The sequence below is a fragment of the Streptomyces griseoruber genome, assembly GCF_001514205.1.
Lineage (GTDB): Bacteria > Actinomycetota > Actinomycetes > Streptomycetales > Streptomycetaceae > Streptomyces > Streptomyces griseoruber.
Map to the genome: position 1 here is coordinate 249,672 of NZ_KQ948764.1, position 24,879 is coordinate 274,550.

23 protein-coding genes and 1 pseudogene are annotated in these 24,879 nt (G+C 71.9%); 7 read left to right on the top strand and 17 right to left on the bottom strand.

Features of this window, described 5'->3' with window-relative positions:
• Nucleotides 1-9: 9 nt before the first annotated feature.
• Nucleotides 10-1,593: a MocR-like pyridoxine biosynthesis transcription factor PdxR gene (gene pdxR, locus AQJ64_RS05515; RefSeq protein ID WP_079061486.1), complete on the top strand. Its 1,584-nt coding sequence runs from the start codon at nucleotides 10-12 to the stop codon at nucleotides 1,591-1,593.
• A gap of 123 nt (nucleotides 1,594-1,716) precedes the next feature.
• Here pdxR and AQJ64_RS05520 read toward each other — a convergent pair whose 3' ends face one another.
• The 3 genes from AQJ64_RS05520 to AQJ64_RS05530 all read right to left on the bottom strand — a co-directional run bounded on the left by AQJ64_RS05520 (nucleotide 1,717) and on the right by AQJ64_RS05530 (nucleotide 3,771).
• Nucleotides 1,717-2,529 (bottom strand): SAM-dependent methyltransferase, encoded by an 813-nt coding sequence (locus AQJ64_RS05520; protein ID WP_055638139.1) that lies wholly within the window; start codon nucleotides 2,527-2,529, stop codon nucleotides 1,717-1,719.
• Between the two features lie 126 nt (nucleotides 2,530-2,655).
• Nucleotides 2,656-2,910 (bottom strand): DUF397 domain-containing protein, encoded by a 255-nt coding sequence (locus AQJ64_RS05525; RefSeq protein WP_055638138.1) that lies wholly within the window; start codon nucleotides 2,908-2,910, stop codon nucleotides 2,656-2,658.
• On the bottom strand, nucleotides 2,911-3,771 hold the full coding sequence (locus AQJ64_RS05530; protein WP_055638137.1) for a helix-turn-helix domain-containing protein: 861 nt from the start codon (nucleotides 3,769-3,771) through the stop codon (nucleotides 2,911-2,913).
• Nucleotides 3,772-4,046: 275 nt separating this feature from the next.
• On the opposite strand from AQJ64_RS05530, the pseudogene AQJ64_RS05535 reads away from it, so the two are divergent.
• The 3 genes and pseudogenes from AQJ64_RS05535 to AQJ64_RS05545 all read left to right on the top strand — a co-directional run.
• A pseudogene (locus AQJ64_RS05535) lies at nucleotides 4,047-4,691 on the top strand (ATP-binding protein); the annotation flags it as partial.
• A 740-nt stretch (nucleotides 4,692-5,431) separates the two neighbouring features.
• Nucleotides 5,432-5,872, top strand: coding sequence for a hypothetical protein (locus AQJ64_RS05540; RefSeq protein WP_055638136.1), 441 nt, complete (start codon nucleotides 5,432-5,434; stop codon nucleotides 5,870-5,872).
• Nucleotides 5,873-6,189: 317 nt separating this feature from the next.
• Entirely contained in the window at nucleotides 6,190-8,052 is a 1,863-nt protein-coding gene (locus AQJ64_RS05545) for an ABC transporter ATP-binding protein (protein ID WP_240512933.1), read from the top strand.
• 3 nt (nucleotides 8,053-8,055) lie between these two features.
• Here AQJ64_RS05545 and AQJ64_RS49555 read toward each other — a convergent pair whose 3' ends face one another.
• The 6 genes from AQJ64_RS49555 to AQJ64_RS05570 form a co-directional block, all read right to left on the bottom strand.
• Complete coding sequence (locus AQJ64_RS49555) at nucleotides 8,056-8,232, bottom strand: hypothetical protein (RefSeq protein WP_099054132.1); 177 nt, start codon at nucleotides 8,230-8,232, stop codon at nucleotides 8,056-8,058.
• Between the two features lie 290 nt (nucleotides 8,233-8,522).
• Nucleotides 8,523-10,397, bottom strand: coding sequence for an FUSC family protein (locus tag AQJ64_RS05550; protein WP_059202445.1), 1,875 nt, complete (start codon nucleotides 10,395-10,397; stop codon nucleotides 8,523-8,525).
• Between the two features lie 607 nt (nucleotides 10,398-11,004).
• On the bottom strand, nucleotides 11,005-11,736 hold the full coding sequence (locus AQJ64_RS05555; protein WP_055639057.1) for a DUF7873 family protein: 732 nt from the start codon (nucleotides 11,734-11,736) through the stop codon (nucleotides 11,005-11,007).
• Between the two features lie 41 nt (nucleotides 11,737-11,777).
• Nucleotides 11,778-12,578: a nucleotidyltransferase domain-containing protein gene (locus AQJ64_RS05560; protein WP_059202446.1), complete on the bottom strand. Its 801-nt coding sequence runs from the start codon at nucleotides 12,576-12,578 to the stop codon at nucleotides 11,778-11,780.
• A 119-nt stretch (nucleotides 12,579-12,697) separates the two neighbouring features.
• Nucleotides 12,698-13,411 (bottom strand): aspartate/glutamate racemase family protein, encoded by a 714-nt coding sequence (locus AQJ64_RS05565; RefSeq protein WP_055638804.1) that lies wholly within the window; start codon nucleotides 13,409-13,411, stop codon nucleotides 12,698-12,700.
• A gap of 5 nt (nucleotides 13,412-13,416) precedes the next feature.
• Complete coding sequence (locus tag AQJ64_RS05570; RefSeq protein ID WP_055638805.1) at nucleotides 13,417-14,883, bottom strand: NCS1 family nucleobase:cation symporter-1; 1,467 nt, start codon at nucleotides 14,881-14,883, stop codon at nucleotides 13,417-13,419.
• Between the two features lie 147 nt (nucleotides 14,884-15,030).
• On the opposite strand from AQJ64_RS05570, the gene AQJ64_RS05575 reads away from it, so the two are divergent.
• Entirely contained in the window at nucleotides 15,031-15,747 is a 717-nt protein-coding gene (locus tag AQJ64_RS05575) for a GntR family transcriptional regulator (RefSeq protein ID WP_055638803.1), read from the top strand.
• Nucleotides 15,748-15,850: 103 nt separating this feature from the next.
• Here the strand turns inward: AQJ64_RS05575 and pip are convergent, their stop codons facing one another.
• The 4 genes from pip to AQJ64_RS05595 all read right to left on the bottom strand — a co-directional run bounded on the left by pip (nucleotide 15,851) and on the right by AQJ64_RS05595 (nucleotide 19,502).
• On the bottom strand, nucleotides 15,851-16,816 hold the full coding sequence (gene pip, locus AQJ64_RS05580) for a prolyl aminopeptidase (protein WP_059202447.1): 966 nt from the start codon (nucleotides 16,814-16,816) through the stop codon (nucleotides 15,851-15,853).
• Nucleotides 16,817-16,894: 78 nt separating this feature from the next.
• Nucleotides 16,895-17,692 (bottom strand): uracil-DNA glycosylase, encoded by a 798-nt coding sequence (locus tag AQJ64_RS05585; RefSeq protein WP_059202448.1) that lies wholly within the window; start codon nucleotides 17,690-17,692, stop codon nucleotides 16,895-16,897.
• Between the two features lie 110 nt (nucleotides 17,693-17,802).
• Nucleotides 17,803-18,486: a class I SAM-dependent methyltransferase gene (locus AQJ64_RS05590; RefSeq protein ID WP_055637988.1), complete on the bottom strand. Its 684-nt coding sequence runs from the start codon at nucleotides 18,484-18,486 to the stop codon at nucleotides 17,803-17,805.
• 74 nt (nucleotides 18,487-18,560) lie between these two features.
• Nucleotides 18,561-19,502 carry an acyltransferase domain-containing protein gene (locus AQJ64_RS05595; RefSeq protein ID WP_055637989.1) on the bottom strand — a complete coding sequence of 314 codons (942 nt, stop codon included), beginning with the start codon at nucleotides 19,500-19,502 and terminating at the stop codon, nucleotides 18,561-18,563.
• Nucleotides 19,503-19,589: 87 nt separating this feature from the next.
• Here AQJ64_RS05595 and AQJ64_RS05600 point away from each other — a divergent pair, with 87 nt between their 5' ends.
• Nucleotides 19,590-19,856, top strand: a complete 267-nt coding sequence (locus AQJ64_RS05600) for a DUF6343 family protein (protein ID WP_055637990.1) — start codon at nucleotides 19,590-19,592, stop codon at nucleotides 19,854-19,856.
• 13 nt (nucleotides 19,857-19,869) lie between these two features.
• On the opposite strand, the gene AQJ64_RS05605 is transcribed toward AQJ64_RS05600, so the two are convergent.
• The 4 genes from AQJ64_RS05605 to rpsA form a co-directional block, all read right to left on the bottom strand.
• Complete coding sequence (locus tag AQJ64_RS05605) at nucleotides 19,870-20,250, bottom strand: tetratricopeptide repeat protein (RefSeq protein ID WP_055637991.1); 381 nt, start codon at nucleotides 20,248-20,250, stop codon at nucleotides 19,870-19,872.
• A gap of 50 nt (nucleotides 20,251-20,300) precedes the next feature.
• Nucleotides 20,301-20,939 carry a dephospho-CoA kinase gene (gene coaE, locus AQJ64_RS05610; RefSeq protein ID WP_055637992.1) on the bottom strand — a complete coding sequence of 213 codons (639 nt, stop codon included), beginning with the start codon at nucleotides 20,937-20,939 and terminating at the stop codon, nucleotides 20,301-20,303.
• Nucleotides 20,940-21,043: 104 nt separating this feature from the next.
• On the bottom strand, nucleotides 21,044-21,982 hold the full coding sequence (locus AQJ64_RS05615; RefSeq protein ID WP_055637993.1) for a PAC2 family protein: 939 nt from the start codon (nucleotides 21,980-21,982) through the stop codon (nucleotides 21,044-21,046).
• A 169-nt stretch (nucleotides 21,983-22,151) separates the two neighbouring features.
• Nucleotides 22,152-23,645 carry a 30S ribosomal protein S1 gene (gene rpsA, locus AQJ64_RS05620; RefSeq protein ID WP_030791486.1) on the bottom strand — a complete coding sequence of 498 codons (1,494 nt, stop codon included), beginning with the start codon at nucleotides 23,643-23,645 and terminating at the stop codon, nucleotides 22,152-22,154.
• A 377-nt stretch (nucleotides 23,646-24,022) separates the two neighbouring features.
• On the opposite strand from rpsA, the gene AQJ64_RS05625 reads away from it, so the two are divergent.
• Nucleotides 24,023-24,859, top strand: coding sequence for a class I SAM-dependent methyltransferase (locus AQJ64_RS05625; RefSeq protein WP_206189902.1), 837 nt, complete (start codon nucleotides 24,023-24,025; stop codon nucleotides 24,857-24,859).
• The last annotated feature ends 20 nt before the right edge of the window (nucleotides 24,860-24,879 follow it).

Genomic DNA, 24,879 nt, shown 5'->3' on the forward strand with positions numbered 1-24,879 from the left:
TGCATTTCCATGGCGGATTCGTGGGTCAATTCTGCGGAACGGATCGGTGCCGACCTGCACGTGGAGCTGTCCGGGCCGGGCGGTCGGCGGGCGGCGCTGATCGGGGCGCTGCGCGAGGCCGTGCGCAGCGGGCGGCTGGCACCGGGGACGCGGCTGCCGCCGTACCGCTCGCTCGCCGCGGATCTCGGGGTGGCGCGCAACACGGTGGCGGACGCGTACGCCGAGCTCGTGGCGGAGGGCTGGCTCACCGCGCGTCAGGGCTCGGGCACCCGGGTCGCCGACCGCGTCCACCCGCTGCGACCCGCCGAGCGGGTGCCCGTGAAGGCACCTCTACGCGCGCGTGGCCCCCGGCACGATCTGCGGCAGGGCACCCCGGACGTCTCGGCGTTCCCGCGCGCGGCCTGGCTGGCCTCCTACCGGCGGGCGCTGCAACGGGCGCCGAACGAGGTGTTCGGACCCGGTGATCCGGCCGGGCGGCGGGAGCTGCGCGAGGCCCTGACCGAGTACCTGGCACGCGCGCGTGGTGTGCGGACCGAGCCGGAGCGGATCGTGGTCTGCTCCGGCTTCGCCCACGCCCTGCGGCTGCTGTGCGGTCCGGGCGGGGTGCTGCGCGGCCCGCTCGCCGTGGAGGCGTACGGGCTGGGCTTCCACCGGGAGCTGCTGGCGGCGGCGGGGGTGCGGACGGTTCCCCTGCCGCTGGACGAGGCCGGGGCGCGCGTCGATCTGCTGGGGCGCGAGCGGGCCGTCCTGCTGACGCCCGCTCATCAGTTCCCCACCGGCGGACCGCTGCACGCGGGCCGTCGCGCGGCGGTGATCGACTGGGCACGCGCGCGGGGCGCGGTGGTGCTGGAGGACGACTACGACGGCGAGTTCCGTTACGACCGCAAGCCGGTCGGCGCCGTGCAGGGCCTCGACCCCGAGCGGGTGATCTACGTCGGCTCGGTCAGCAAGAGCCTGTCGCCCGCGCTGCGCCTCGGCTGGATGGTGCTGCCGCAGCGGTACGTCGACGCCGTCCTCGCCGCCAAGGGCGAGCGGGAGGCGTGGGCGAGCGTCCTGGACCAGCTGAGCCTGGCCGACTTCGTCGTGTCGGGGGCGTACGACCGTCATGTACGCCGTATGCGACAGCGTTACCGGGGTCGCCGGGACCGGCTGGTGGAGGCGCTGGCGGCGCAGGCCCCGCACATCGAGGTCACCGGGGTCGCGGCGGGTCTGCACGCGGTGCTGCGTCTGCCGGCGGGCACCGAGCGGTCGGCGGTCAGGGCGGCCGCCTGGCACGGGGTCGCGCTGGACGGGCTGGCCGACTACCGGCACCCGGAGACGGACATGGCGGCGGGGGACGGCCTGGTCGTCGGGTACGCGACGCCTTCGGAGCACGGGTACGGGGCGGCCCTGGAGGCGCTGTGCGAGGCTCTGCCGCCGCCGGGCGCGGAAACCGTCCCTGCGCACCCCGCCCCTGCGGAACCCGTCCCTGCGCACCCCGCCCCTGCGGAACCCGTCCCTGCGGAACCCGTCCCTGCCTCCGGAGGAGGCGCCGCGGGCCGTCGCCGGCCCCGGGATGAGGGCTCCGCGGGGAGGTGTGCCGGGATCCCCTGACGGCCTCCCGCTGCGGGCGGTCGTCGGTCGTCAAGGGATCCCGGGGGTCCGAACTACGGCTTGCGGGTTACGGCTTGCGGGCTACGGCTTGCGGGTTACGGCTTGCGGGCTACGGCTTGCGGGCTACGGCTTGCGGGCCAACGCCCCGTAGCCCGGGATGACCCCGTCCTCCTGGCCCGGGACCGGCTCGCCGAGCTCGGGGTGCCAGTCGGGTACGACCGCCACACCCGGGTCGACCAGTTCGAGGCCGTCGAAGAAGCGGCCGAACTCCTCGCGGGAGCGCAGGGCCAGGGTGACGCCCGCGGCCTTGAGTTTCTCCGTGGCCGCCGCGGACTCCTCCGGGGTGAAGTCGGCGGTGGCGTGGGTCATCATCAGGTAGCTGCCCGAGGGGAGTTCGGCGAGCAGCCGGTCGACGAGTTCGTGCGCGCCGTCCTCGTCGGGGACGAAGTGCAGCAGCGCGACCAGCGACAGGGCCACCGGCCGGGTGAGGTCCAGGGTCTTCCGGGCCCCCTCGACGATGGTGGCCGGGTCGCGGACGTCCGCCTGGAGATACTCGGTGACCCCGTCGGGGGTGCTGCGCAGCAGTGCCGCCGCGTGGGCCAGCACGATCGGGTCGTTGTCGCAGTAGACCACGCGGGCGTCCGGCGCGATCTCCTGGGCGACCTGGTGCAGATTGGGCTCGGTGGGGATGCCCGTGCCGACGTCCAGGAACTGGCGTATGCCGTTCCCGGCCAGCCAGCGCGTGGCGCGGTGCATGAAGGCGCGGTTGACTCGTGCCATCACCGGCACGCGCGGGTCGAGCGCGAGCATCTGGCGGCCCATGGCCTCGTCGACGGGATAGTTGTCCTTGCCGCCGAGGTACCAGTCGTACATCCGCGCGGGGTGGGGCTTGCTGGTGTCGATCTCGACAGCGGGGGCGGGTTCCTGCCCGGTCATGAAACGCTCCGTAAGACGCAACGAATAATCAAGTCAGTGCCAAATCAAGGAAGTCGAACGACAGAAACGAAGGGGACCGAACGGGGTGGCAGGGGAGCAATCGAAAGGCAATCGATGGCGATCAGGTCAGGACAGCAGGAAGTCGGCATCCCCCGCCTTGGCCCCCTCGATGAAGGCCGTCATCTCGTCGGTGGTGTAGATCAGCGCCGGACCGTCCGGGTCGGTCGACTGGCGGACGGCTATCCGGCCGTCGGCGAGCTTCATCGCCTCCAGGCAGTTGCCGCCGTTTCCGCCGCTCCAGGGCTTGTGCCAGCCTTCGCTGCCCAAGTCCCGCGCGGGCATGCCGTTGTAGACCCGTTTGCGCGGCTTGATGCGATCCATTCACAGCTCCTTGCGGAAATCCCTGAGGATCTCCTTCGTGCGATGTGCAGTAGCGGCCTGCGCCGCCATGCGGTCCATGACCTCGAGATGGGTCGCCACCTCGGTGCGCGCGTCGAGATAGACGGCGCCGGTCAAGTACTCGCTGTAGACCATGTCCGGAAGCTCCGGCATGGCGAATCGGAACAGCACGAAGGGCCCGTAGGTGCCGGGGTGCGGTCCGTTCGAGAACGGGGCCACCTGAAGCGTCACATGGGGCAGCTTCGTCGCCTCGAGCAGTTTGTCGATCTGCGCGCGCATCACCTCCGGGCCGCCCACCGGGCGGCGCAGCACCGTCTCGTCCATCACGACCCACAGCCGGGGCGCGTCCTCACGAGTGAGCAGTTCCTGGCGTTGCATGCGCAGGTCGACGAGACGCTGGATGTCCTCCGGCCGGGTCTGGCCGATGGCACCGGACTTCAGGACCCCGCGCGCGTAGTCCTCGGTCTGGAGCAGACCGGGGACGAAGTGCGGTTCGTACTGGCGGATCAGGGCGGCCGCGCCCTCCAGACTGACGTGCATCGAGAACCAGCCGGGCAGGACGTCGTGGAAACGCTGCCACCAGCCGGGCCTGTTGGCCTCCTCGGCCAGCCGCAGGAACCCCTCGGCCTCCTCGTCGGTGACGCCGTAGGCCTTCAGCAGCAGCTGGAGATACGGGATCTTGAGGCCGACCTCGGCCATCTCCATCCGGCGGACGGTGGCAGGGGCGACCCGAAGAATGCGGGCGGCCTCCTCACGCTTGAGCCCTGCGCGTTCCCGCAGGTCCAGCAGGCGCCGGCCGAGGACAACCTGTCCGACGGTCGGCGCGGACCGCGGTTCGCTCACGCTCCACCTCCACGAAGGGCCCCGGCCGCCCGGTCGTCTCGGCCGCGCTGGGCGCAGCCCCGACCGGCCGGTGACGGAACGAATCCTGACAGCCTTACGGCGCCATTCGAAGACCTATTCGAACGATCTGTACGACTACGTACGGATGCCCGGTGATCCCAACTGGCGCCGCTCAACATGCTGTTGCGAGCAGTGTGCCACGGCCCTCCACCGCGTCACACAGCACTCTGCATTTTTCAGAGTGACACTTGCCAAGTGTTCACGGCGCGGCGATAGTGGCAAGCGTGATTCCGTCCGCGCCTTTAGGAACAGACGCCGCCGCAGGCCGCCCCCAGGGTCTCGGTGCCGCCCCGGGAGCAGGCCCCGACCAGGCCGCTGCCGAGCGCCGGTTCCGATTCGAACTGGCCGCCCATCCGGGTTCCCCCGCCCAGGCCAGACGCCTGGCACGGGCCCGGCTGACCGGCTGGTCGGTGTGCGAGGACACCTGCGACACCGCGGCTCTCGTCATATCCGAGCTGGTCACCAACGCGATCGTGCACACGGCCAGCGATGTCGTCGTGTGCGAACTGCTCGACGGTGACGACGTGCTGCGCATAGCCGTGCGCGATCAGGGCTGTACCGCCGACGATCCGCACCCCTCCCCGCAGCGTCCCGAGGAGGAGCACGGGAGGGGATTGCTCCTCGTCGAAGCCCTCTGTCACGCGTGGGGCGCCCAGGAGCACGGCTCCGGCCTGCTGGTCTGGGCGGACCTGCCGCGCGGCACGGACGGACCGGCGCAGGCCGCGGAGCCGGGTGACCGCGCCGACGCTTCCGCCGCCGCCGGGGAACACGCCGAGCCGCGCGACGATCTCGGCTGGGGCGTCCGTCCCAAGCCCGGCCCGGCCGACGGCTCCGGGGACGAGGACGAGGCGGTGGAGCAGATCCACCACGACCGGACCCTCCGCGACACGGTCCGCCCCGAGCAGGCACTCCCCGAGCAGGCCCTCCCCGAGCAGACCGGCCGCGACCGCGGACCGCAGGGCTCCGCTCGGGCGATACGTCCGGCGCCCTCGCGCGGCGCGGCGGAGGCGTACGCGGCCGAGCTGATGCGCAGGGCGCCGTCCGGCATACCGAAGCCCGCCGGCCAGACTCCGGGCAGGCCCTCGGCCAAGGAGCACCGCGGCCCGGAGCAGCGCGCGGCCAACCTCTTCGGCCCGGACCGCCGCACCCCGGAACAGCGGGTGTCCGACCTCTGCGTCCTGGAGCACCAGGGCCCGAGCCATCACGCCCTGGACCAGACCCCCTTCGGGCACACTCCTCTGGGCCACACCTCCGCGGGCCACAGCCACAGTCACACCCCGCTGAGCCACCGCACGACGGATCACCGCACGGCAGATCACCGTGCGGCAGACCACCGTGCGACGGATCACCGCACGCCAGACCACTGCGCACCGGCTCACCGCGCACCGGATCACCGCACCGTCGACGCCCACCGCGCGGACGAGCGCGGCCCGGACCACCGCACCTCGCCCCACCAGGCCACCAGCCAGTCCCCCGCTCCCGTCGGCCCCGCCGCTCCGGTCACCCCCGCCGGCGAGGCCTCCGTCCCGCCTCCGTTCCCCGCTGTCGGGGGCGGCACGGGGCTCCCTCGGTTCGAGAGAAGCCGAGAGCGAGGCAGGGCATGAGCGGCGCGCCCGGCCGCAGGCCGGTGCGCTCCCTCGACACGCTCGTCCGGCTGCGGCGCGACCTGGGCCCCGCCCCGGAGCCTCCCCGCCGGCTGACCGTGCCGGACGGCATGACCGCCCCACTGGGCTGTGACGCCGTGGCCGTACCGGCCGGGATCGGCCCGCTGCTCATGCCCCGGCTGCCCCGCGTGGGCTGCGTCTACGCCGACGAGGCGCACTGGTGGTGGCTCGTTCCGTCCGACTCCGACTACGCCCTGGAGTGGCCCGCCCCCGCGCGCTACACACCGGGTGCGATCGTCCCGGAGTCGCTGCCCGCCCCGGACCTCATCCACCGACCGGAGGGTACGCTTCCGTACACCCCGCCGATCCCGCTCTACCTGGCCCTGTGCCGCCTCACGGGCACAACCCCCACCTGGTCACGGCCGATCAGTGCCTAGCCGGTCCCCCCGGCCGGCACGCACCGCCGGTCTCCTCGGCCGGCCGCACCGCCCGGCCGCGCAGCCGGCGCCCCGTTCCGCCGCCCCCGGCGTACGCCCCCGCGCATCCCGCTTCCGCGTCCCGCGCCCTGTCCTGACCCGTCGCCTCTCGGGATAGTGGCCGTTCGTCCACGATCGCGGGAGGCCGGAAAGTGGGGAAGGCGGGGAAGCCAGGAGAGGCGGGAGAGACGGGAGAGGCACAGAAACCGAAGGGGCCCGACGACCGCGAGGTGTCCGAGTCGGAACGGCTGCTCTTCGGTGGCCCGCTCCGCTACGACATGGGCTGGAACCAGCACCGGGACGCCTTCCTGGAGCTGAGCTTCCGCGCCATGGTGACCCGGCTGCCCTCCCTGCTGGGCGTGAGCCTGCGGCTGGCCCGGCAGGCCGACCCGCGGGCCGCCCGCACGGTGCTGACCGCCGAGGTCGGCCGGGGCATGGCCCAGGCGGTCGGTCTGCTCGCGGTGAACTCGGTGCTGAGCCGGCTGATCGGCGGCGGCCCGATCGAGGACCGGCTGCGCGGCGCCCTTCCCGCCCTGGTCGTCATGGCCGTCGTACTCCTCGTCGGAGCGCTGCTGCGGGCCGCGTCCACGTACGCCACCGGGCGGCTGGAGCCCAAGGTGGAGCGGGTGGCGACCGAGCTGTATCTGGAACGGGCGGCGGCGGTGGAGCTGGCCGCGATCGAGGACCACGCCTTCCACAAGCTGCTGGACACCGCACAGTACGGCGCCTCCTCCGCCCGGCGGATGATCCTCTACGGCACGCGCGTGGTGAACGCGATGATCTCGCTGGTGGCGGCGGCCGGTGTGCTGACGGTGCTGCATCCGCTCCTGCTGCCGCTGCTGATCACGATGACGCTGCCGAGCGCCTGGAGCGCGCTGACGAACGCGCGACGCCGCTACGAGTCGTTCCACACCTGGGTGCAGCACGCGCGCGCGGGTCATCTCATCGCCGCTCTGCTCACCGAGCCGGAGGCGGCGCCGGAGATCCGGGTGCACGGTGTCGGCCCGTTCCTGCTGCGGCACTTCCGGGCGATGTCGGAGACCGCGGAGGCGGAGCAGGCCCGGCTGGCCCGGCTCGCCGCCCGCACCGGTCTGTTCGCGGCCACCTGGACGGGCCTGGCGACGCTGGCGACGTACGCCACGCTCGGCGGACTGCTGCTCACCGGGACGATGGCGCTGGCGGTCGCGGGCACCGCGGTGATCGCGATCCGCAGCGGCTCGGCGAGCCTGAACACGCTGGTCCTGGAGGTCAACCAGCTGCACGAGGAGGCCCTGTTCGTGGGGGATCTCCAGCGGTTGTACGTCGAGGCGGCCGAGCGGGCGATCCCGGTGGGCGGAGCGGCCCTGCCGGAGGATCCGCGGGAGATCCGCTTCGAGAACGTCACGTTCGGCTATCCGGGCGAGTCGGCCCGGCCCGCCCTCGAGGACGTCACGCTCTCCCTCCCGCTGGGCCGGATCGTCGCGCTGGTCGGGGAGAACGGCTCCGGCAAGACCACCCTGGTGAAACTGCTGGCCGGGCTGTACCGGCCGGACCGGGGGCGGATCCTGTGGGACGGCGTGGACGCGGCGGACGCGGACCGGCACGAACTGGCCGAGCGGATCGCGATGGTGGCGCAGGACTTCAAGCGGTGGCCGTTCACCGCGCGGGTGAACGTGGCCGTGGGGCGTTCGTCGGCGCCGCTGACGGAGGAGCGGCTGGCGGACGCGATCGCGCAGGCGGGCGCCGCGGAGGTGGTCGGGGATCTGCCGCGCGGTCTGGACACCTTGCTGGCCCGGAACTTCAGCGGCGGGCACGAGCTGTCCGGCGGCCAGTGGCAGCGGCTCGGCATCGCGCGGGCCGCGTACCGGCGCGGCCGCATCCTGATCGTGGACGAGCCGACGGCGGCCCTGGACGCCCGCGCGGAGCTGGAGGTCTTCGACAAGATCCGAGCGCTGGCGGACAGCGGCCAGACGGTCGTCCTGATCACCCACCGGCTGGCGTCGGTGCGCCACGCGGACCTGGTGCACGTCCTCGACCAGGGCCGGGTGGTGGAGTCCGGGACCCCGGACGAGCTGCTGGCCTGCGGTGGCGTCTACGCGGAGCTGTACGCGCTCCAGGCGGAGCAGTTCAGCCCGACGGCGCCCACGTCGAGCGTCGGCTGAGGGTCAGTCCGCGGCGTCGCCGCCCCGGACGATCACCAGGAAGGTGTCGGTCGCGAGGTCCATGACGACCTCGGCGGCCAGTCCCTCCATGCGGCGTGCGTGCGCGAACTCCTCCGCGGGCCACGATCCGCGCGGCCCGCCTGCGGGAAAGCGCTCGAGCACGGTTCGCCCGTTCACCATCTCGCACCTCCAGAAAGCGTCGTACCTGTAGGAGTTAACGCCCTCCGGAGGCCGGGAAGCTCGCTCGGTTGCGTTACTGAGACGTAGTTGACACGGGTTCGGCGCGGACCGTGAGGATCCGGTCACGTTCCGGACATCTCCGGCACCGCACGTGTCGGACGCCGTACGCGTCGTGATGGCGGACGCGGCCGCCGTCCTGCTCCCGCGCGGCCTCGACGTCACGGTTCAGCAGTTCCTCACGTGCCGCGCGCCATGGGGAGAAGGCGTCGTCGTGTCAGCACCTGGAACCTTCAGACCGCGAGCGGCAGCTCGGGGGCCGGGCTCGTCAGGCCCAGGCGGTCCCGGCGTACGGCGAGTTCACCGAGGAGTTCGGTGAGCTGGGCCCGGTGCCCGGGGGTGAGCCGGCCGGTGTCGTCCAGGTGGACGGCACAGGCGGTGGTGGTGTCGACGAGCCGTTCGAGGAGGGCGGCGACCTCGTCCGTGCCCTCGGTGTGGCGGGCGAGGGCGGGCAGTTCATGGGCGGCGAGGGCGATGGCGGTGCGGGCCTCGGCGAGGGTGCGGTAGGCCTCGCGGCGCAGGGTCCAGCGGTGGGCGCGGTCGTCGGGGCCGTCGAGGACGTGGGTGAGGTAGGCGTGCGCGGCGCCGGTGGCCGCGGTGAGCCGGGCGCGCACCTGGCCGCCGCGCTCCCCCGGCATCGGCAGATGTCCGACGACGATGACGATCGCGCAGGCCAGCAGGGTCTCGGCGATGCGGCTGACGGAGGCCTGCGGCTCGCCGCCGACCATCACGAGGGACAGCACGAGCACGGTGACGACGGCGGTCTGCGCGGCGAAGTGCCGGGTGGAGACGGGGACCAGCGCCCCGCAGACGGCGACCAGCGCGACGAGTCCCTCCGGCCGGGGCAGCACGGCGGCGAAGGCGGCGAACAGCAGCGCGCCGAGCACGGTCCCGGCGGCCCGGCACAGCACCCGGGACACCAGCGGTCCGAGGTCGGGCTTGACGAGGAAGACGGCGGTGGCGGGCAGCCAGTACCAGTGGGTGTGCTGCCCGTACCAGTGGGAGTGGTGCAGGGCCTGGGCGATGGCCGCGCTGGCCCCGAAGCAGAGGGCGACCCGCAGGCCGTACTCGCGCCCGCCCGCCCCGAACGCGGTCCGCAGCAGATCGCGGGGACTGCGCCGACGGGTGTGCAGATCGCCACCGCCGCCCCGGTCGAAGGCCTCGGCGGCGTGCAGCAGCGCGTCGTCGAGGGCGCGCAGCGCGGGCGCGGACCGGGAGGGGGCGGGCAGCGGCCCGGTGGGGGTGTTGTCGCGGACGGCGACGGCGAGCCGCCGGAGGCCTTCGGCGGCGCGTGCGGAGACGGCTTCCCCGCCCCAGGCGAGGGCGGTCGCGGCTTCGGCGAGGGGCAGGGCGGCGGCGTACTGGGCATGCAGTCGCCGTTCGGCGGCGGAGCTGGCGAAGCGGCGCAGACGGGGGCCGGTGAGGGCGTCCTGGGCGTGGTCGAGGGCGGCGGTGAGGGCGGCGCGGCGGGCGGTGGCGTGGGCGGTGCCGGCGGCGTCCAGGAGGTCGGCTACGGCGTCGTACACCCCGGAGACGGCGGCGCGTTCCCCGTCGAAGCGGAAGTCGCCGGTCAGGGCGCCGGGGGTGGGCAGCGCGAGCCGCAGCACGAGCAGCCAGCCGGCGCCGGCGAGAAAGGCGAGGGCGCGCGTCCAGCCGGCCTCGGGCACCGGCATCCCGGCGCCGATGGCCGCCGCCACCAGCAGCTGTGTCGCGGCGCCGGAGGCGACGGGCCCGATGGCGCTCATCCCGCCGGCGAGCAGGCCCAGCCCGGTGAGTACGGCCGTCAGCGCGACGGCACCCACCTGGTCGCCGACGTACGTCCCGACGAGCATCCCGCCCGCTCCCGCGAGGGCGGGCGCGCCGAGCCGTTTGACGGCGGCCCGCCTGCTGCCGGGCCGGTCGTTGATCCCGGCGAGCATCGCGGCGATGGCGGCGACGACCCCGAGGGAGACACGGTCGGTGAGGACGGCGACCAGCAGCAGCGGCCCGGCGGCGAGCGCGCCGCGGGTGACCGCGCTCCAGGGGACGGGTCCGCGCTGGGCGCGCAGGGCGTGGGCGAGCCAGGGCGGAAGGACGGTGCGAACGGCAACGGCGGAACGCGGGGACACAGGGCTCCTGTCGTGTCGAGGGCAGGTGTGCCTTCGGGCGACGGCGGCCGGGGCGGTCAGCGGTGAGCTGTGCTGTCCACGGTAGGGGGTGGTTCCGGGGATCGTGGGACGGTCGCGTTTCGGCGAGGTGACGGCTGGGCCGGATCCCGCTTTCTTTATGAACGCAACGTCCGGAAAGGCATTCCTCGTACCGGAAGAACGGAAATGCGGGAGCGGGAATACGGGAGCGGGAATGCGGGAGCGGTAGCGGAAAGACGGGAGCGGGACCGGAGGCGTAGCCTGCCCCCGGCCCCTGTAGATGCCACCCATGCGGCACGCCGGCACGCTTGAGGACCCAGGTCAGTCTGATGTCGTCGCGTCCTGCCTTTGGACCACCGCGCATCGAGCTGCGCGGGCTGGACTTGAACCAGCAATTCGACGTCCGGGGCCCTGGGCCCGGTCGATCCGGCGATCGGCGGCGAATGCTGAGTCTGGAGCAAGAGTCTGAGATTCAACGATCACCGATTTTTGGTGATCATCACGACAGGCTTCAGTTTCAGCTTGCGCTCCTCGCGCACCCCGGCCTCAGTGGGCCGGGGGGTCTGTAATGGATTTCTCCGTGACGGGGTCACTCGAAGAGGTAGCCGAAAACCGAGTCACCCACCCGCTGGTCGACGACATCGACGCCGTTCGCCTCTTCGCGGGCGAATTTCACGGCCTGCTGCAGCTTCTCCACCCGGGTCAGGATTTCGTTGATCCGGCGGGCGGGAAGCGCTCCGGAGAACTTCACGGTCGTCCAGTAACCGACCGGCACGTCCTCGTAGTACACCTCGACCTGCGCCGGGTGCTTCTCGGTCGCCTCCGCCTTCACATGGTTGCGGGGCACCTTCTTGGTCCGCAGCGTCCGCACCGGCTCGGTCTTCCAGGCGTCGGTGGAGGGGTCCTCGACCCAGGCCTCGGAGGCGTCGAGGACCGGCAGCTTCCGTACGAAGGTGTTGAGGTCGACGAGCTGCTTCTCCAGGAACAGCAGGTAGGACACGGGGGCGTCGGCGACGAGGACCCGTCCGTCCACCGTCACGTCGGCACGGGCGGTGCAGTTGGCCCAGTCCTTCGTGGCGGTCACGTCGAACAGCCGGGTCAGGGTGGCCGCGGTCTCCCGCAGCACGTCCTCGGCCTGCACCTGCACACGCGTCGACTCGGGCGGCAGCTGCTCGCCCTCCTCGTCCTTGGGCTGATAGGTACGCGAGATACCGGCCAGCAACGCGGGCTTCTGGAGCCCGTGATGAGCCGCGGTCAGGTCCTGGTGAGCCTTGGACTTGATGCCCTTCTCGACTGCGATGATCTGATTGAGTTTCGCCACGGGAAAGACCGTAGCAACGCCAACTCACCGGTTTCCAACGATTATTCGAGGGTGCGATTTTCCAGGGCCGTCCGGACGCATTCCCCGAAGAGATCCGAGGCCCGCTCCATCACGCCCGGCAGCGCATCGTCCCCGACACTGCCGAGAAGGCGGACGAGTTCGTCCGCACCGCGCAGTCCCGCCCTTTCCAGCAGCCGTTTCTCGTTCGTCACCCATTCCCCGCGGGCGGCCAGCACGGCGTGCCCCGTCTGTACGGCCGCCACGGCGAGCGCTCCGGCCGCCTCGGTCCGCCGTCCGGCGGGGGCGTGATGGGCCCGGGCGTACTCGAGGGTGGCGCGGGCGGTTCCGTACCAGCGGTCGGGCGCGGTACGGCGGAGCGCCCGGGGGTAGGCCGAGGGCTGCCGCAGCTCACCGCGCAGCACCCGGTCGACGGCCAGCTCGGCGACGACGAGATAGCTGGGGATGCCGGCGAGATGGAACAGCAGCGGCTCCACCCGGAACCGCCCCTCCTCGGCCTCGGCCCACTCGTGCTCCACGGCGTCGAGGTCCCGGTAGTGCACATCGACCCGCCGCCCGTCCACGGTGAGCCAGGCGCCCCCGTTGAAGACCCCGCCGCCCCACCCGCCGATCTCCGACACCTCGCCCTCCCAGCCGACGGCCCGCAGGTCGTCGGGGTCGAAGGATCCCCGGTAGTACACGGCGAGGTCCCAGTCGCTGCCGGGGCGGTGGGTCCCCTCGGCCCGCGACCCGCCGAGCGCCACGGCCCGGACCGCGGGGAGCGCGGCGAGTCGGTCGGCGGTGGTGTCGAGGAACTCGGCGTCGCTCAGGGCGGGCACGGGCATCGGTCTCCCGGAGGTCATGGTGACGGTGGCGGGGCGGGGGCGCTCCGGGAGGCAAGGGTGGCGGGCGGCGCGGCCGGTGTCGAACGGTTATCGCCGACGGCGCCCCGGCGGCGCCGTGCTCAGGGCGTCCCCCACACCCGCCTCTTCGGCACCGGCCGCCCGAAACTCCCCGCTCTGCTCGTCGTCAGACCCAGGTGCACCAGGGACTCCGCCAGCTTCACCGCGGCTCCCACGCCGTCCACGACCGGTAGCCCCAGTTTCTCCCCCACCGCCGTCTGGAGGCCGGTCATCCCGGCGCAGCCCAGGACCAGCACCTCCGCGCCCGCGTCGCGGGCCCGTTCGGCCGCCGCGAGGAACGCCGCCTCGGTGCGTTCCCCGTCGCCGAGGTCGAGGACGCCGAGGCCGGTGCCGACGACGGCGGCGCAGTTGCGGCCGACGCCGGCGAGTTCCAGGCTGTCCTCGATCTGGCCGCAGGAGCGCTCCAGGGTGGTGACGACGCCGTAGCGGCGGCCCAGGAGGCAGGCCAGGTGGGCGGCGGCCTCGGTGATGTCGACGACGGGGACGTCGACCAGCTCCCGGACGCCCTCGCGGCCGTGCTCGCCGAAGCCCGCCATGACGACGGCGTCGTAGGGCGGTCCGTCGTAGGTGCGCAGGAGGTCGATGACGGCCGCCGCCGAGAGGTAGCTGTCGAGCCAGCCCTCCGCCGACTCCGGTCCCCAGGCGGGGGTGAGGCCGAGCACGGCGGTGCCCGGGCCTGCCGCGGCCCGGGCACCTCGCACGATCTCCTCGGTCATCTCCTGCGTGGTGTTGCAGTTGGTGACGACGATCCGCACGCTTCTCAGACCTCCGCGGGCTGTTCGGGGACGGCCGCCCGCTCGGTGCGGGTCAGCAGGACGTAGAGGCCGGCCGCGAGGGCCGTACCGATGAACCAGGAGTACGGGGCGATGTCGCTGAAGGTCTTCACCAGGGCGAGGACGGCCGCGACCGCGGCGGAGGGCAGGAACGCCCCCAGGGCCTTGGGGTTGACGCCCTTGCGGTAGTAGTAGCGGGAGCCGGGGGTGGCGTCGAAGAGTTCACGGACGTCGACGCGGCCGCGCTTGACCAGGTAGTAGTCGACCATGATCACGCCGAACAGCGGGCCGAGGAAGGCGCCGAGGCCGCCGAGGAAGTAGTTGACGACGGTCGGGTTGGAGAAGAGGTTCCAGGGGGTGACGACCAGCGCGGCGACCGTGCTGATCATGCCGCCGACCTTGAAGCTGATCTTCTGCGGCCAGACGTTGGCGAGGTCGTACGCCGGGGAGACGAAGTTGGCGACGATGTTGACGCCCATGGTGGCGACGGCGAAGGTCAGCGCGGCCAGGACCAGCACCCAGGTGTTGCCGACCTTGGCGACCAGCTCCGCCGGGTCGGTGATGGCCTCGCCGAACACCTCCAGGGAGCCGGCGGTGACGATGACCGAGACGACCACGAAGGCCGTGGAGTTGATCGGCAGGCCCCAGAAGTTGCCGCGCCGCACGGTCCGGTAGTCGGGGGCGAAGCGGGAGAAGTCGCAGAAGTTGAGCATCAGGGTGCCGTAGGTGGCGAGGATCAGGCCGATCGCGCCGAACCACTGCCGCCACTGCTCGCCCACGGAGACGGGGTGCGGGGTGGTGGTGAGCGAGATGGTCCAGTCGGCCTTGGCCAGCACCCAGACCGCCAGCGCGATCATGACCAGCCAGATCGCGGGGCCGCAGAAGTCCTGGAACTTGCGGACCGACTCCATGCCCTGGCTGATGATCAGCGCCTGGATCAGCCAGAGGGAGACGAAGGAGACCCAGCCGAGGGCGTCGAGGCCGAGGAAGGAGTGGTGCGTCCAGGACTCCAGGCCCGGCCAGGCCGCCAGCAGCATCACATTGACCGCGACGGACGCCAGATAGGTCTGGATGCCGTACCACATGATGGCGATCACGGCCCGGATGAGGGCGGGGATGTTGGCGCCCCAGACACCGAAGCTGATCCGGCTGACGACCGGGAAGGGCACGCCGTGGCGCTGGCCGATCCTGCCCATCCAGTTCATGCCGATGTAGATGAGCACGAAGCCGACGAGGAGGGAGGTGAAGACCTGCCAGACGTTCATGCCGAGGACGAGCAGACCGGCGGCGAACGTGTAGTTGCCGAGATTGTGGACGTCGGACATCCACATGGCGAAGAGGTCGAAGACCTTCCAGTTCCGCTTCTCGGCGGGGGCGAGGTCTTCGTTGGTGAGCCGGGGATCGGGGACGAACGCTGGTGCGCCGGTGGCTTCGGCGCGGTCGGCGAGGGACACGGGGGCCTCCATGAGGTGGATCGCCGGATGCGGAATCCTCGTTTGGTATACCAAACTGCGGTCATCGTCCTCCCGTCAAGCGTTGCGACCGATGTCCGTCCCGTTACGGCTCCGTAAAAGCACCCACGGGTCGGCGAAGATGGCCCCATGAGCCCCACGGCGAAGATCGAACCCCTCGGAGCGGTACGCGAACGCGTCCTGGCCACCCTCAGGCAGGACATCATCGCGGGCCGCCTGCGCCCCGGCGACCGGCTCGTCGAGCGCGAACTGGCCGAGCGGTTCGGCGTCTCCCGGGTACCGGTCCGGGAGGCCATCCGGTCCCTGGTCGCCGAGGGCTTCGTCCTCTTCGAGTCGGCGCGCCGCACCGTCGTCCGCCGCCTCACCCCCGACGACGTCAAGGAACTCTTCGAGCTGCGCGAGGCGTTGGAGGTGTACGCGGCCGGACTGGCCGCCGCCCGCGCCACCCCGGACGCCCTCGCCGAGCTGCGCGAACTCCTCGACCAGGCGGCCACCGCGACCGCCGCCGGGGACGCCGAGACGATCACCGACGTCAACACCCGCTTCCACGACGGCATCCTCGCCATGGCGGGCAACAGCCTGCTGATCTCGGTCATGGAACCCGTCGACGGCCGGATGCGCTGGCTCACCCGGCAGAACGAGGAATGGCCCCAGCTCCTCACCGAACACCGCGAGCTGTACGACGCCATCGCCTCCGGCGACCCCGACCGGGCCCGCACCCACGCACTGCACCACGTCCAGGCCAACTACCGCTCCAGCGTGCGGCATCTCTTCGGAGACCTCTCCGGACCGGCACCCCGACGACAGACACCACAGAAGCCGGCACTCGAACAGCAGTCCGAATAGACTCCCGGGGTCGGACACCCAACGGGAGGAGAAAAAGGACCCCGTTCACCCCGGTCGCCGCCCCGCACCTCCTCGATGCCGTGCCGTGTGCGGGGTGGGCCGGTCAGCGGCGGGCGTACCGGTCGGTGGCCGCCACCAGCGCCTCCGCGATGCCCGGCGCGCTCGCGTTGTGCCCGGCCTGGTCCACGATCACCAGCTCACTGCCGGGCCAGGCGTGGTGGAGCCGCCAGACGACACCGACGAGGTTGCCGAAGTCGAGGCTGCCCTGGACGAGGGTGCCCGGGATGCCCTCGAGGAGATGCGCGTCGCGCAGGACCACACCCTCCTCCCCCTCCTCGCCCAGGAAGTGCCCGTTGCCCCAGTAGTGCGTGACGGTACGGGCGAACCCCCTGCGGAACGCCGGATCCTCGAACCGCTCCACCGAACGCGGCGGCGCCGGGATGATCGCCGTCTCCCAGTCGGTCCACGCCCGCGCCGCCCGCTCCCGCACCTGCGGATCGGGCGACTCCAGCAGCCGGTTGTAGGCGGCGGGGAGATTCCCCTCCCGCGCCGCCCCCTCCGGCAGCCCGCCCAGGAACTCCTCGAAGGCCTCCGGGTAGAACTTCCCGATCCCCCGGGTCAGCAGCTCCACCTCCGCGTCGGATCCCGACGCCACCCCGGTCAGCACCAGTTCGCTCACCGCACCGGGATGCGTCTGCGCATACCGCAGCCCCAGCACCGACCCCCACGACACTCCCCACACCAGCCACCGCTCGATCCCCAGCCGCTCACGCAGCAGCTCCAGGTCCGCCATGAGGTGAGCCGTCGTGTTGACGCTCATGTCGGTGTCGTACGCGCTCGCGCTCGGCGTGGAACGCCCGCACCCCCGCTGGTCGAGCAGCACGATCCGGTACGCCTGCGGATCGAACAGCCGCCGCGCCCACGCGCTCGCCCCGGACCCCGGACCTCCGTGCAGCACCAGCGCCGGCTTGCCCCGTGGACTGCCGCAGGTCTCCCAGTACACGCGATTGCCGTCCCCCACGTCGAGCAGGCCGTGGTCGTACGGTTCGATCTCCGGATACAGGGTCATCCGGGCACCCTAGTGCCGCGGCAGGCAACGTTCGCCCCACCGAGGTCGCACCCCTTTCGGCCATCGCGTCGGCGCCCTCTACCGCGGCAGCCCCGCCGCGTCCGCCGCCGTGCGCAGTACGTCCCTGAGCATCTCGGGGGTGAGCCGGCCGGTGAAGGTGTTGCGCTGGCTGACGTGGAAGCAGCCGAACAGTTCGAGGGGGCTTTCGTGCCCTTCCCGCCCTTCCCGGGGCCCCCTCCCCTCCCTCCCCTCCCTCCCGCCCTCCCCCTCCAGCCTCGCCAACGTCACCCGTGCCCCGTGCCCGAACGCCGGCCGGGGCCGGGGTACGCTCCAGCCCGCCTCGGCGAACGCGGGCAGTGCGGCCTGCCAGCCGAACGCGCCGAGGACGACGACCGCGCGCAGCGTCGGCCGCAGCAGCCGCAGTTCCTGGACGAGCCAGGGCCGGCAGGTGTCCCGCTCCTCGGGGGTGGGCCTGTTGGCGGGCGGTGCGCAGTGCACCGGCGCGGTCACCCGGACCCCGTACAGGCGCAGCCCGTCGTCCGCGGAGACGGAGGTGGGCTGCGAGGCGAGCCCCACCTCGTACAGCGCCCGGTACAGGACGTCTCCGGAGCGGTCGCCGGTGAACATACGGCCCGTGCGGTTGCCGCCGTGTGCCGCCGGGGCGAGCCCCACGATCAGCAGCCGCGCGTCCGGCGGGCCGAAGCCGGGCACCGGCCGGCCCCAGTACGTCCAGTCGGAGAAGGCCGCCCGCTTGGCGACGGCCACCTCCTCCCGCCACGCCACCAGCCGAGGACACGCCCGACACCCCACGACCCGCCGATCGAGACCCGCGAGACCGGCGAGACCCGCGAGGCCGGAGCGGTGTGCGGCATCCATGCCTCCACCGTACGGCCTCGAGGACCGCGATCCGGGCGGTGCACGCGCCCGCCATCAGCGCCCTCGGCGCCACCGCCGCCGCGGAAGGAGACCGTGCCGCCGCCCGGAACTCATCGCTGCGACCGGACCGCTCTCGCCCAGACCCCGTCCTCCGTCAGGTATCGGTCGACCTTCAGACCCGCCTCCGCCAGTGCCTCCTCGAACTGCTCCTCGGTGAGGGGGCGGGCGAGGAAGGTCTGGGTCCAGGTCGCGTCCGGGAACGCGTACTCCGCGCGGACGGAGTGGACGCCGTCGCCCATCGGGTCCGAGGAGACCATGCGCAGGGTGAAGCCCGTCGGGTCGACGCGTTCGCGGGGCAGGTCGGTGTGGTAGTCGGCGCCCTCGCGCTGGATCAGGACGCACCCTCCGTCGGCCAGGTGCCGTGCGCAGACGCGGAGCATGCCCCGGCGGACCTCGATGTCCCCGCTGTGGACGAGGAACGAGGCGAGCAGCACCACGTCGAAGGTCTCGTCCAGGTCGAGGGTCTCGATGGAGGCGCATAAGGTGCGCGCGCCCCGGACGCGTTCCAGCATTTCGGGGGACTCGTCCACCGCGGTGACGGTGAATCCTCGGTCCAGGAGGGCGTGGGTGATCCGGCCGACTCCGCTGCCGAGTTCGAGGATGTGCGCGCCGGCGGGCACCGCCGCGGCGATGACGTCCGGCTCGTCCCGCACCGGCAGGCGTGAGTAGAGCTCGACCGCGCAGCCGTCCGGGGTGATCGCTCCGGGGCCCGTGCCCGCGTATCCATGTCGCATGTCTTGTCGCATGCCCGTCCAACGGGCCGCCCTCGGTCAGCCGTTCCCCTCCCGCACAGGTTCACCCGTTCGTGTCACAGCGGGAGCCAGCCGTGTCCGATGAACCAGTGCCCGCCCTCCCGCAGATGGTCCAGGACCGCCCGTTGGAGGACCGTGTCGCGCGGCAGCCGGTCCAGGGGCTCGTCGGTGGTGCCGAAGACGAAGCGGACGGGGACCGAGTCCTCCGGTTCGGCCGGCGGGGGTCCGAGGCGGAACCGGTCCTGGAAGCGGACGATGTTGGAGTCCCCGGGCAGGTGGCGCTTGAACTGCGGGTCGAGCAGCCATGAGGCGCAGGTCGCGACCGTGTACTGCTCCTCGGGGTGGTGGCGGGGGAAGAACTCCCGTGCCAGCGCGAGGGAACGATCGACGGCCCCGGGGGTCAGCGGGCCCATGAAGTCGGGGACGTGCAGGGCGAGCGCCGGGTCGCCGGGGCCGACCGGGAGCCCGGCCGCGGCGAGCAGGTCGCCGGTCCGGCCGCCGATGCGGGTGCGCTGGAACTGAAGTCGCCCCAACTGGTAGAGCTCGCCGCGGAAGTGCAGGGTCGGCCACCCCGCGTTCAGGACTCCGCCGGTGCCGTGCCGGCGCCGGTGCAGGGCGACGCACCGGCCGACGTCGGCGAGGGTGAGCCGGCTGACCGGCTCCGGAATGCCTCGCGCGCGGTGCCGGGCCCGCGCCCGGGGCAGCGCCGCGGCGAACACGTACAGGGGGAAGTAGCGGGCGTGCGGGCCGGCGGCGTCCGGAAGCTCGGGCAGCTCGATCGATCCGAGGATCCCCTCCGTCGCCGAGCGGCCGGCCACCCCGGTCTCGCCGGTCCCGGCGGTCTCCGGTACGAGTTCCCTGACGGTCTCCTCCAGCAGCCGCAGTGCCTCGGTGTCGTCGGGGAGACGGCGGCTCAGTCGGACGGCCTCGTCGATGTCCTCGTACGGTACGCCGAGGTCGAGCAGCGCCTCGGCCAGTTCGTCGGCTTCCGGCAGCACCGATCCCGCCCCTCTCCGTCGGTCCCTGTCTGCCTGGAGAACGTCCGGACGGAAGAGTACGTTTCAAGGGAGGAGTGGTGATTCCCGATGCGTACGGGCAGTGAACCGACGACAGCGCGCAGTGCACTGCGGATGCGTGCCTGGCTGAGCGTGTGGGGACTGGTGTGGGCGATCTTCGGGACGGTCGCGTTCTCCCTCGCGGGGCGTCCCGGCTGGGCGGCCGCCTGTGGGGTGCTCTGGGTGGTGGTCACCGTGGATCTGGCGCTGATCCTCAGGCACCTCCGGCAGGGCCCGCACTACCAGCCCGGTCGCGACATCCCGCCGTACCGGCCGCCGGAGCGGCGTCATCCGTGAGTGTCGGGCGCGGTCAGGTCTCGAAGCGGGCCGCCTTGAGGTACTGCGGGTTGGGGTCCAGTGCGGCCGCCAGGCGGAAGTGGCGTTTGGCCTGGTCGCCGCGGCCCTGCCGCTCGTAGGTGCGGGCGAGCGCGAAGTGCGCGTACGCGTTGTCCGGTTCCCGCTCCAGTACGACGGTGAACTCCAGCTCCGCGGGCCTGAGTTGCGCGGCGGCGAAGAAGGCGCGGGCGCGCAGCAGGCGGGCGGCGGTGTTCTCGGGGTGTGCGGCTATGACACTGTCGAGCAGTTTCACCGCGCCCCGCGGATCCCGTGCGGCGAGCAGCTGCTCCGCGGCACGGAAGTCGATGACATGCGTCTCCGGAGTACGTCCGGTCGAACCGCTGGTATCGGGCACGGAAAAATCCTTCCCTTGCTGGGAGGGTTCAACGCGCGGAACGAGCGCCCCTATTCCAGGCGGGCCTCGTCCGGGCGGCCCTCTTGCGTGGACTGCCGCGCTCGGCGCGTGAGCTCGGCCCACACGTCCTTCACCCGCCGCTCGAGTTCCGGCAGGGGTACGTCGTTGTCGATGACGACGTCGGCGATCTTCCGGCGTTGCTCCCGGGTGGCCTGGGCGGCCATCCGGGCGCGGGCGTCCTCCTCGGTCATGCCGCGCAGGCGCACCAGCCGGTCGAGCTGGGTCTCGGTGGCCGCGTCGACGACGATCACGAGGTCGTAGAGCGCGGTGAGGCCGTTCTCGGTGAGGAGGGGGACGTCGTGGACGACGACGGCGTCCTCGGGGGCGGCGCTCTCCAGTGCGCGGGAGCGGGCGCCGACCAGGGGGTGCACGATCCGGTTGAGGACGGCCAGCTTCTCCGGGTCGGCGAAGACGATCGAGCCGAGCCGGGGCCGGTCGAGGCTGCCGTCCGGGGTGAGGACGTCCTCGCCGAAGGCGTCGACGACGGCGGCGAGTCCCGGCGTTCCGGGCGCGACGACCTCGCGTGCGATGCGGTCGGCGTCGATCAGCACGGCCCCGCACTCGACGAGCAGCCGCGACACCTCGCTCTTGCCGGCGCCGATCCCGCCGGTCAGGCCCACCTTCAGCATGAGGCGAAGCTTAGGGCCTGTCGGCGACGGTCGTCCCGACAGGCCCCGTCCCTGCTCGTCCCGTCCCTGCTCGTCCTGTTCCGGCTTCGGGCATCAGGGGTGGCTCAGTTGTCGCCTTCGCGTTCCGCCAGGAAGCGCTCGAACTCCAGGCCGATCTCGTCCGCCGACGGGATGTCGGCCGGTTCGGCGAGCATGTTGCCCCGGGTCTCGGCGCCGGCGGCGGCGTCGTACTGGTGCTCCAGGCCCTGGACGAGGGAGGTGAGTTCCTCGTCGCCCTCGCGGATCTGTCGGTCGATCTCGGTCTGGGTGCGGTGGGCGTCCGTGCGGAGGCTGTGGGCGATGCCGGGCAGGACCAGGCCGGTCGCCGCGGTGATCGCTTCGAGGACGGTGAGCGCCGCGTCCGGGTAGGCGGAGCGGGCGATGTAGTGCGGGACGTGCGCGGCGACACCCAGCACGTCGTGGCCGGCCTCCATGAGGCGGTACTCGACGAGCGCCTCGGCGCTGCCGGGGACCTGGGCCTCGTCGAAGGGGCTGCGGTGGCCCGGGACCAGGTCCGTGCGGCTGCCGTGCGGGGTCAGGCCGACCGGGCGGGTGTGCGGGACGCCCATGGGGATACCGTGGAAGTTCACCGAGAGGCGTACGCCGAGACGCTCGACGATCTGCTTCACGGCGGCGGCGAAGCGCTCCCACTCGACGTCCGGCTCGGGGCCGGACAGGAGCAGGAAGGGTGCTCCGGTGGTGTCCTGGACGAGCCGTACCTCGATGGCGGGTTCCTCGTACTCCGTCCAGCGGTCGCGCTTGAAGGTCAGCAGCGGCCGGCGGGCGCGGTAGTCCACCAGTCGGTCGTGGTCGAAGCAGGCGACGAGCTGGTGGGGCAGCGAGTCGAGGAGCCGGTCGACGATCTGCTCGCCGGTCTCGCCCGCGTCGATGTATCCGTCGAAGTGGTAGAGCATGACAAGTCCGGCCGACTCCTGGGCGAGCGCCATGTCGACGACGGCCAGCCCCTTCGGCTCCCATGCGTACAAACCCTGCGGATCAAGCACCTGGACCGCTCCTCCTCGTGTTCCTCCATCACAACGCGCCTGGGAGCCCCGGCATTCCCGAGGTGAGGACAACTCCCCCCTGGGGCGCGGGGAACGCCGCGCGGCAACGCTGAAGGGCCGCACCTCGAAAGGTACGGCCCCTCAGTCAGGAACTACTGCTCAGTGAGCGTCAGCTCTGGCCGCCGGCCAGCTTCTCGCGCAGCGCGGCCAGCGCCTCGTCCGAGGCCAGGGCACCGGAGGTGTCCGCGCCCTCGGAGGAGTACGAGCCACCACCGGACGCGGCCGGAGCCGCGGCCTCGCCGCCCTCGGCCGCGGCAGCGGCGTCGGCCTCGCGGGACTTGATGACCTGCTGCTGGTGCTGCTCGAAGCGGGTCTGCGCCTCGGCGTACTGGTGCTCCCACGCCTCGCGCTGGGTCTCGTAGCCCTCGAGCCAGTCGTTGGTCTCGGGGTCGAAGCCCTCGGGGTAGATGTAGTTGCCCTGGTCGTCGTAGGACGCGGCCATGCCGTACAGGGTCGGGTCGAACTCGACCGTGGCCGGGTCGGCACCGAAGGCCTCGTTGGCCTGCTTCAGCGAGAGGCTGATGCGACGGCGCTCGAGGTCGATGTCGATGACCTTGACGAAGATCTCGTCGTTGACCTGGACGACCTGCTCCGGGATCTCCACGTGGCGCTCGGCCAGCTCGGAGATGTGGACCAGACCCTCGATGCCCTCGTCCACGCGGACGAACGCACCGAACGGAACCAGCTTCGTGACCTTGCCGGGCACGACCTGGCCGATCTGGTGGGTGCGGGCGAACTGCTGCCACGGGTCTTCCTGGGTCGCCTTCAGCGACAGGGAGACGCGCTCGCGGTCCATGTCGACGTCGAGGACCTCGACCGTGACCTCCTGGCCGACCTCGACGACCTCGGAGGGGTGGTCGATGTGCTTCCAGGACAGCTCGGAGACGTGGACCAGACCGTCGACGCCACCCAGGTCCACGAAGGCACCGAAGTTGACGATCGAGGAGACCACACCGGAACGGACCTGACCCTTCTGGAGGGTCGTGAGGAACGTCTGGCGGACCTCGGACTGGGTCTGCTCCAGCCAGGCGCGGCGGGACAGGACCACGTTGTTGCGGTTCTTGTCCAGCTCGATGATCTTCGCCTCGAGCTCCTTGCCCACGTAGGGCTGGAGGTCGCGGACGCGGCGCATCTCGACCAGGGAGGCCGGGAGGAAGCCGCGGAGGCCGATGTCGAGGATGAGACCACCCTTGACGACCTCGATGACGGTACCGGTGACGATCCCGTCCTCTTCCTTGATCTTCTCGATGGTGCCCCAGGCACGCTCGTACTGGGCGCGCTTCTTCGAGAGGATCAGGCGGCCTTCCTTGTCCTCCTTCTGGAGGACGAGGGCCTCGATCTCGTCACCGACGGCGACGACCTCGTTCGGGTCGACGTCGTGCTTGATCGAGAGCTCACGGCTCGGGATAACGCCTTCGGTCTTGTAACCGATGTCGAGCAGGACCTCGTCCCGGTCGACCTTCACGATGACGCCGTCGACGATGTCGCCGTCGTTGAAGTACTTGATCGTCTCGTCGATCGCGGCGAGGAAGGCTTCCTCGTTACCGATGTCGTTGACCGCAACCTGCGGGGTGGTGGCGGTGGTCTCGGTGCTGCTCGTCATGTGGGAAAGGGCTCCGGTTACGGACAGAAAGTCGTAGGTACTGCTACGCCGGGAGCCCGTATCGCTCTGATGAAGCCGGACAGCTTAGGAAGCGCCTCACCGACGAACCGGTGATACGCCTCGACAACCGAGGGGACATACAACAGATGCGAGCGCAGCCTGCTCCGTCTGAGGCGCGCAGGCCCGCAGCGCAACTTGTAGCATACGGGGGCAGCCGGGCAGGGTCAATGCGCGAAGGCGCACACCCGGGGCAGAACGCCGCATAACCGGCACACAACCTTTCTCCTGAGGTCACACAGGCCGCAGGAAGCCCCTCCGGTGACACCGCGAGTGACACCGTCGGGCGGGTTGCACGGAAGAGTACGACGAGGGAGCCGATCATCCAAGAGCCCGCATCGTCCGCGCCCCTGTCCGAGCCGGCCCCGGAGCCGGAGGCCACCAGGCGCGACGCAGATGTCACGGAGAGTTCCCGGGCCAACCGGGGCTGGTGGGACCGCAACGCGGACGAGTACCAGATCGAGCACGGCACGTTCCTCGGCGACGACCGCTTCGTGTGGGGTCCCGAGGGGCTGGACGAGGTGGAGGCCGAGCTGCTCGGCCCGGCCGAGGACCTCAAGGGCAAGGACGTCCTGGAGATCGGCGCGGGCGCGGCCCAGTGCTCGCGCTGGCTGGCCGCCCAGGGGGCGCGTCCGGTCGCCCTGGACCTCTCGCACCGCCAGCTCCAGCACGCGCTGCGGATCGGCGGGGCGTTCCCGCTGGTGTGCGCGGACGCCGGGGCGCTGCCCTTCGCCGACGGCTCCTTCGACCTGGCCTGCTCGGCGTACGGGGCGCTGCCCTTCGTGGCCGATCCGGTGCTGGTCCTGAAGGAGGTCCGCCGGGTGCTGCGGCCGGGCGGGCGGTTCGTGTTCTCGGTGACCCACCCGATCCGCTGGGCGTTCCCGGACGAGCCGGGCCCGGAGGGGCTGACCGTCTCGGCCTCGTATTTCGACCGGACGCCGTACGTCGAGGTGGACGAGGGGGGCCAGGCGGTCTACGTCGAGCACCACCGCACGCTGGGCGACCGGGTCCGTGACATCGCCGCGGCCGGTTTCCGCCTGGTCGACGTGGCGGAGCCGGAGTGGCCGGTGTGGAACACCTCCGAGTGGGGCGGCTGGTCCCCGCTGCGCGGCAACCTGATCCCCGGCACGGCGATCTTCGTCTGCGCACGGGACTGAGCCGCCGTACGGCACCGGCC

Excerpts from the sequence above, each read along its gene's own strand:
- AQJ64_RS05525 (WP_055638138.1), bottom strand. The coding sequence starts at position 2,910 with ATGGATCGCATCAAGCCGCGCAAACGGGTCTACAACGGCATGCCCGCG.
- coaE (WP_055637992.1), bottom strand. The coding sequence starts at position 20,939 with ATGCTGAAGGTGGGCCTGACCGGCGGGATCGGCGCCGGCAAGAGCGAG.
- AQJ64_RS49555 (WP_099054132.1), bottom strand. The coding sequence starts at position 8,232 with ATGGTGAACGGGCGAACCGTGCTCGAGCGCTTTCCCGCAGGCGGGCCG.
- pdxR (WP_079061486.1), top strand. The coding sequence starts at position 10 with ATGGCGGATTCGTGGGTCAATTCTGCGGAACGGATCGGTGCCGACCTG.
- pip (WP_059202447.1), bottom strand. The coding sequence starts at position 16,816 with ATGACCCTGTATCCGGAGATCGAACCGTACGACCACGGCCTGCTCGAC.
- AQJ64_RS05575 (WP_055638803.1), top strand. The coding sequence starts at position 15,031 with ATGAGCCCCACGGCGAAGATCGAACCCCTCGGAGCGGTACGCGAACGC.
- AQJ64_RS05560 (WP_059202446.1), bottom strand. The coding sequence starts at position 12,578 with ATGCCCGTGCCCGCCCTGAGCGACGCCGAGTTCCTCGACACCACCGCC.
- AQJ64_RS05585 (WP_059202448.1), bottom strand. The coding sequence starts at position 17,692 with ATGGATGCCGCACACCGCTCCGGCCTCGCGGGTCTCGCCGGTCTCGCG.
- rpsA (WP_030791486.1), bottom strand. The coding sequence starts at position 23,645 with ATGACGAGCAGCACCGAGACCACCGCCACCACCCCGCAGGTTGCGGTC.
- AQJ64_RS05540 (WP_055638136.1), top strand. The coding sequence starts at position 5,432 with ATGAGCGGCGCGCCCGGCCGCAGGCCGGTGCGCTCCCTCGACACGCTC.
- AQJ64_RS05545 (WP_240512933.1), top strand. The coding sequence starts at position 6,190 with ATGGGCTGGAACCAGCACCGGGACGCCTTCCTGGAGCTGAGCTTCCGC.
- AQJ64_RS05590 (WP_055637988.1), bottom strand. The coding sequence starts at position 18,486 with ATGCGACATGGATACGCGGGCACGGGCCCCGGAGCGATCACCCCGGAC.
- AQJ64_RS05520 (WP_055638139.1), bottom strand. The coding sequence starts at position 2,529 with ATGACCGGGCAGGAACCCGCCCCCGCTGTCGAGATCGACACCAGCAAG.
- AQJ64_RS05600 (WP_055637990.1), top strand. The coding sequence starts at position 19,590 with ATGCGTACGGGCAGTGAACCGACGACAGCGCGCAGTGCACTGCGGATG.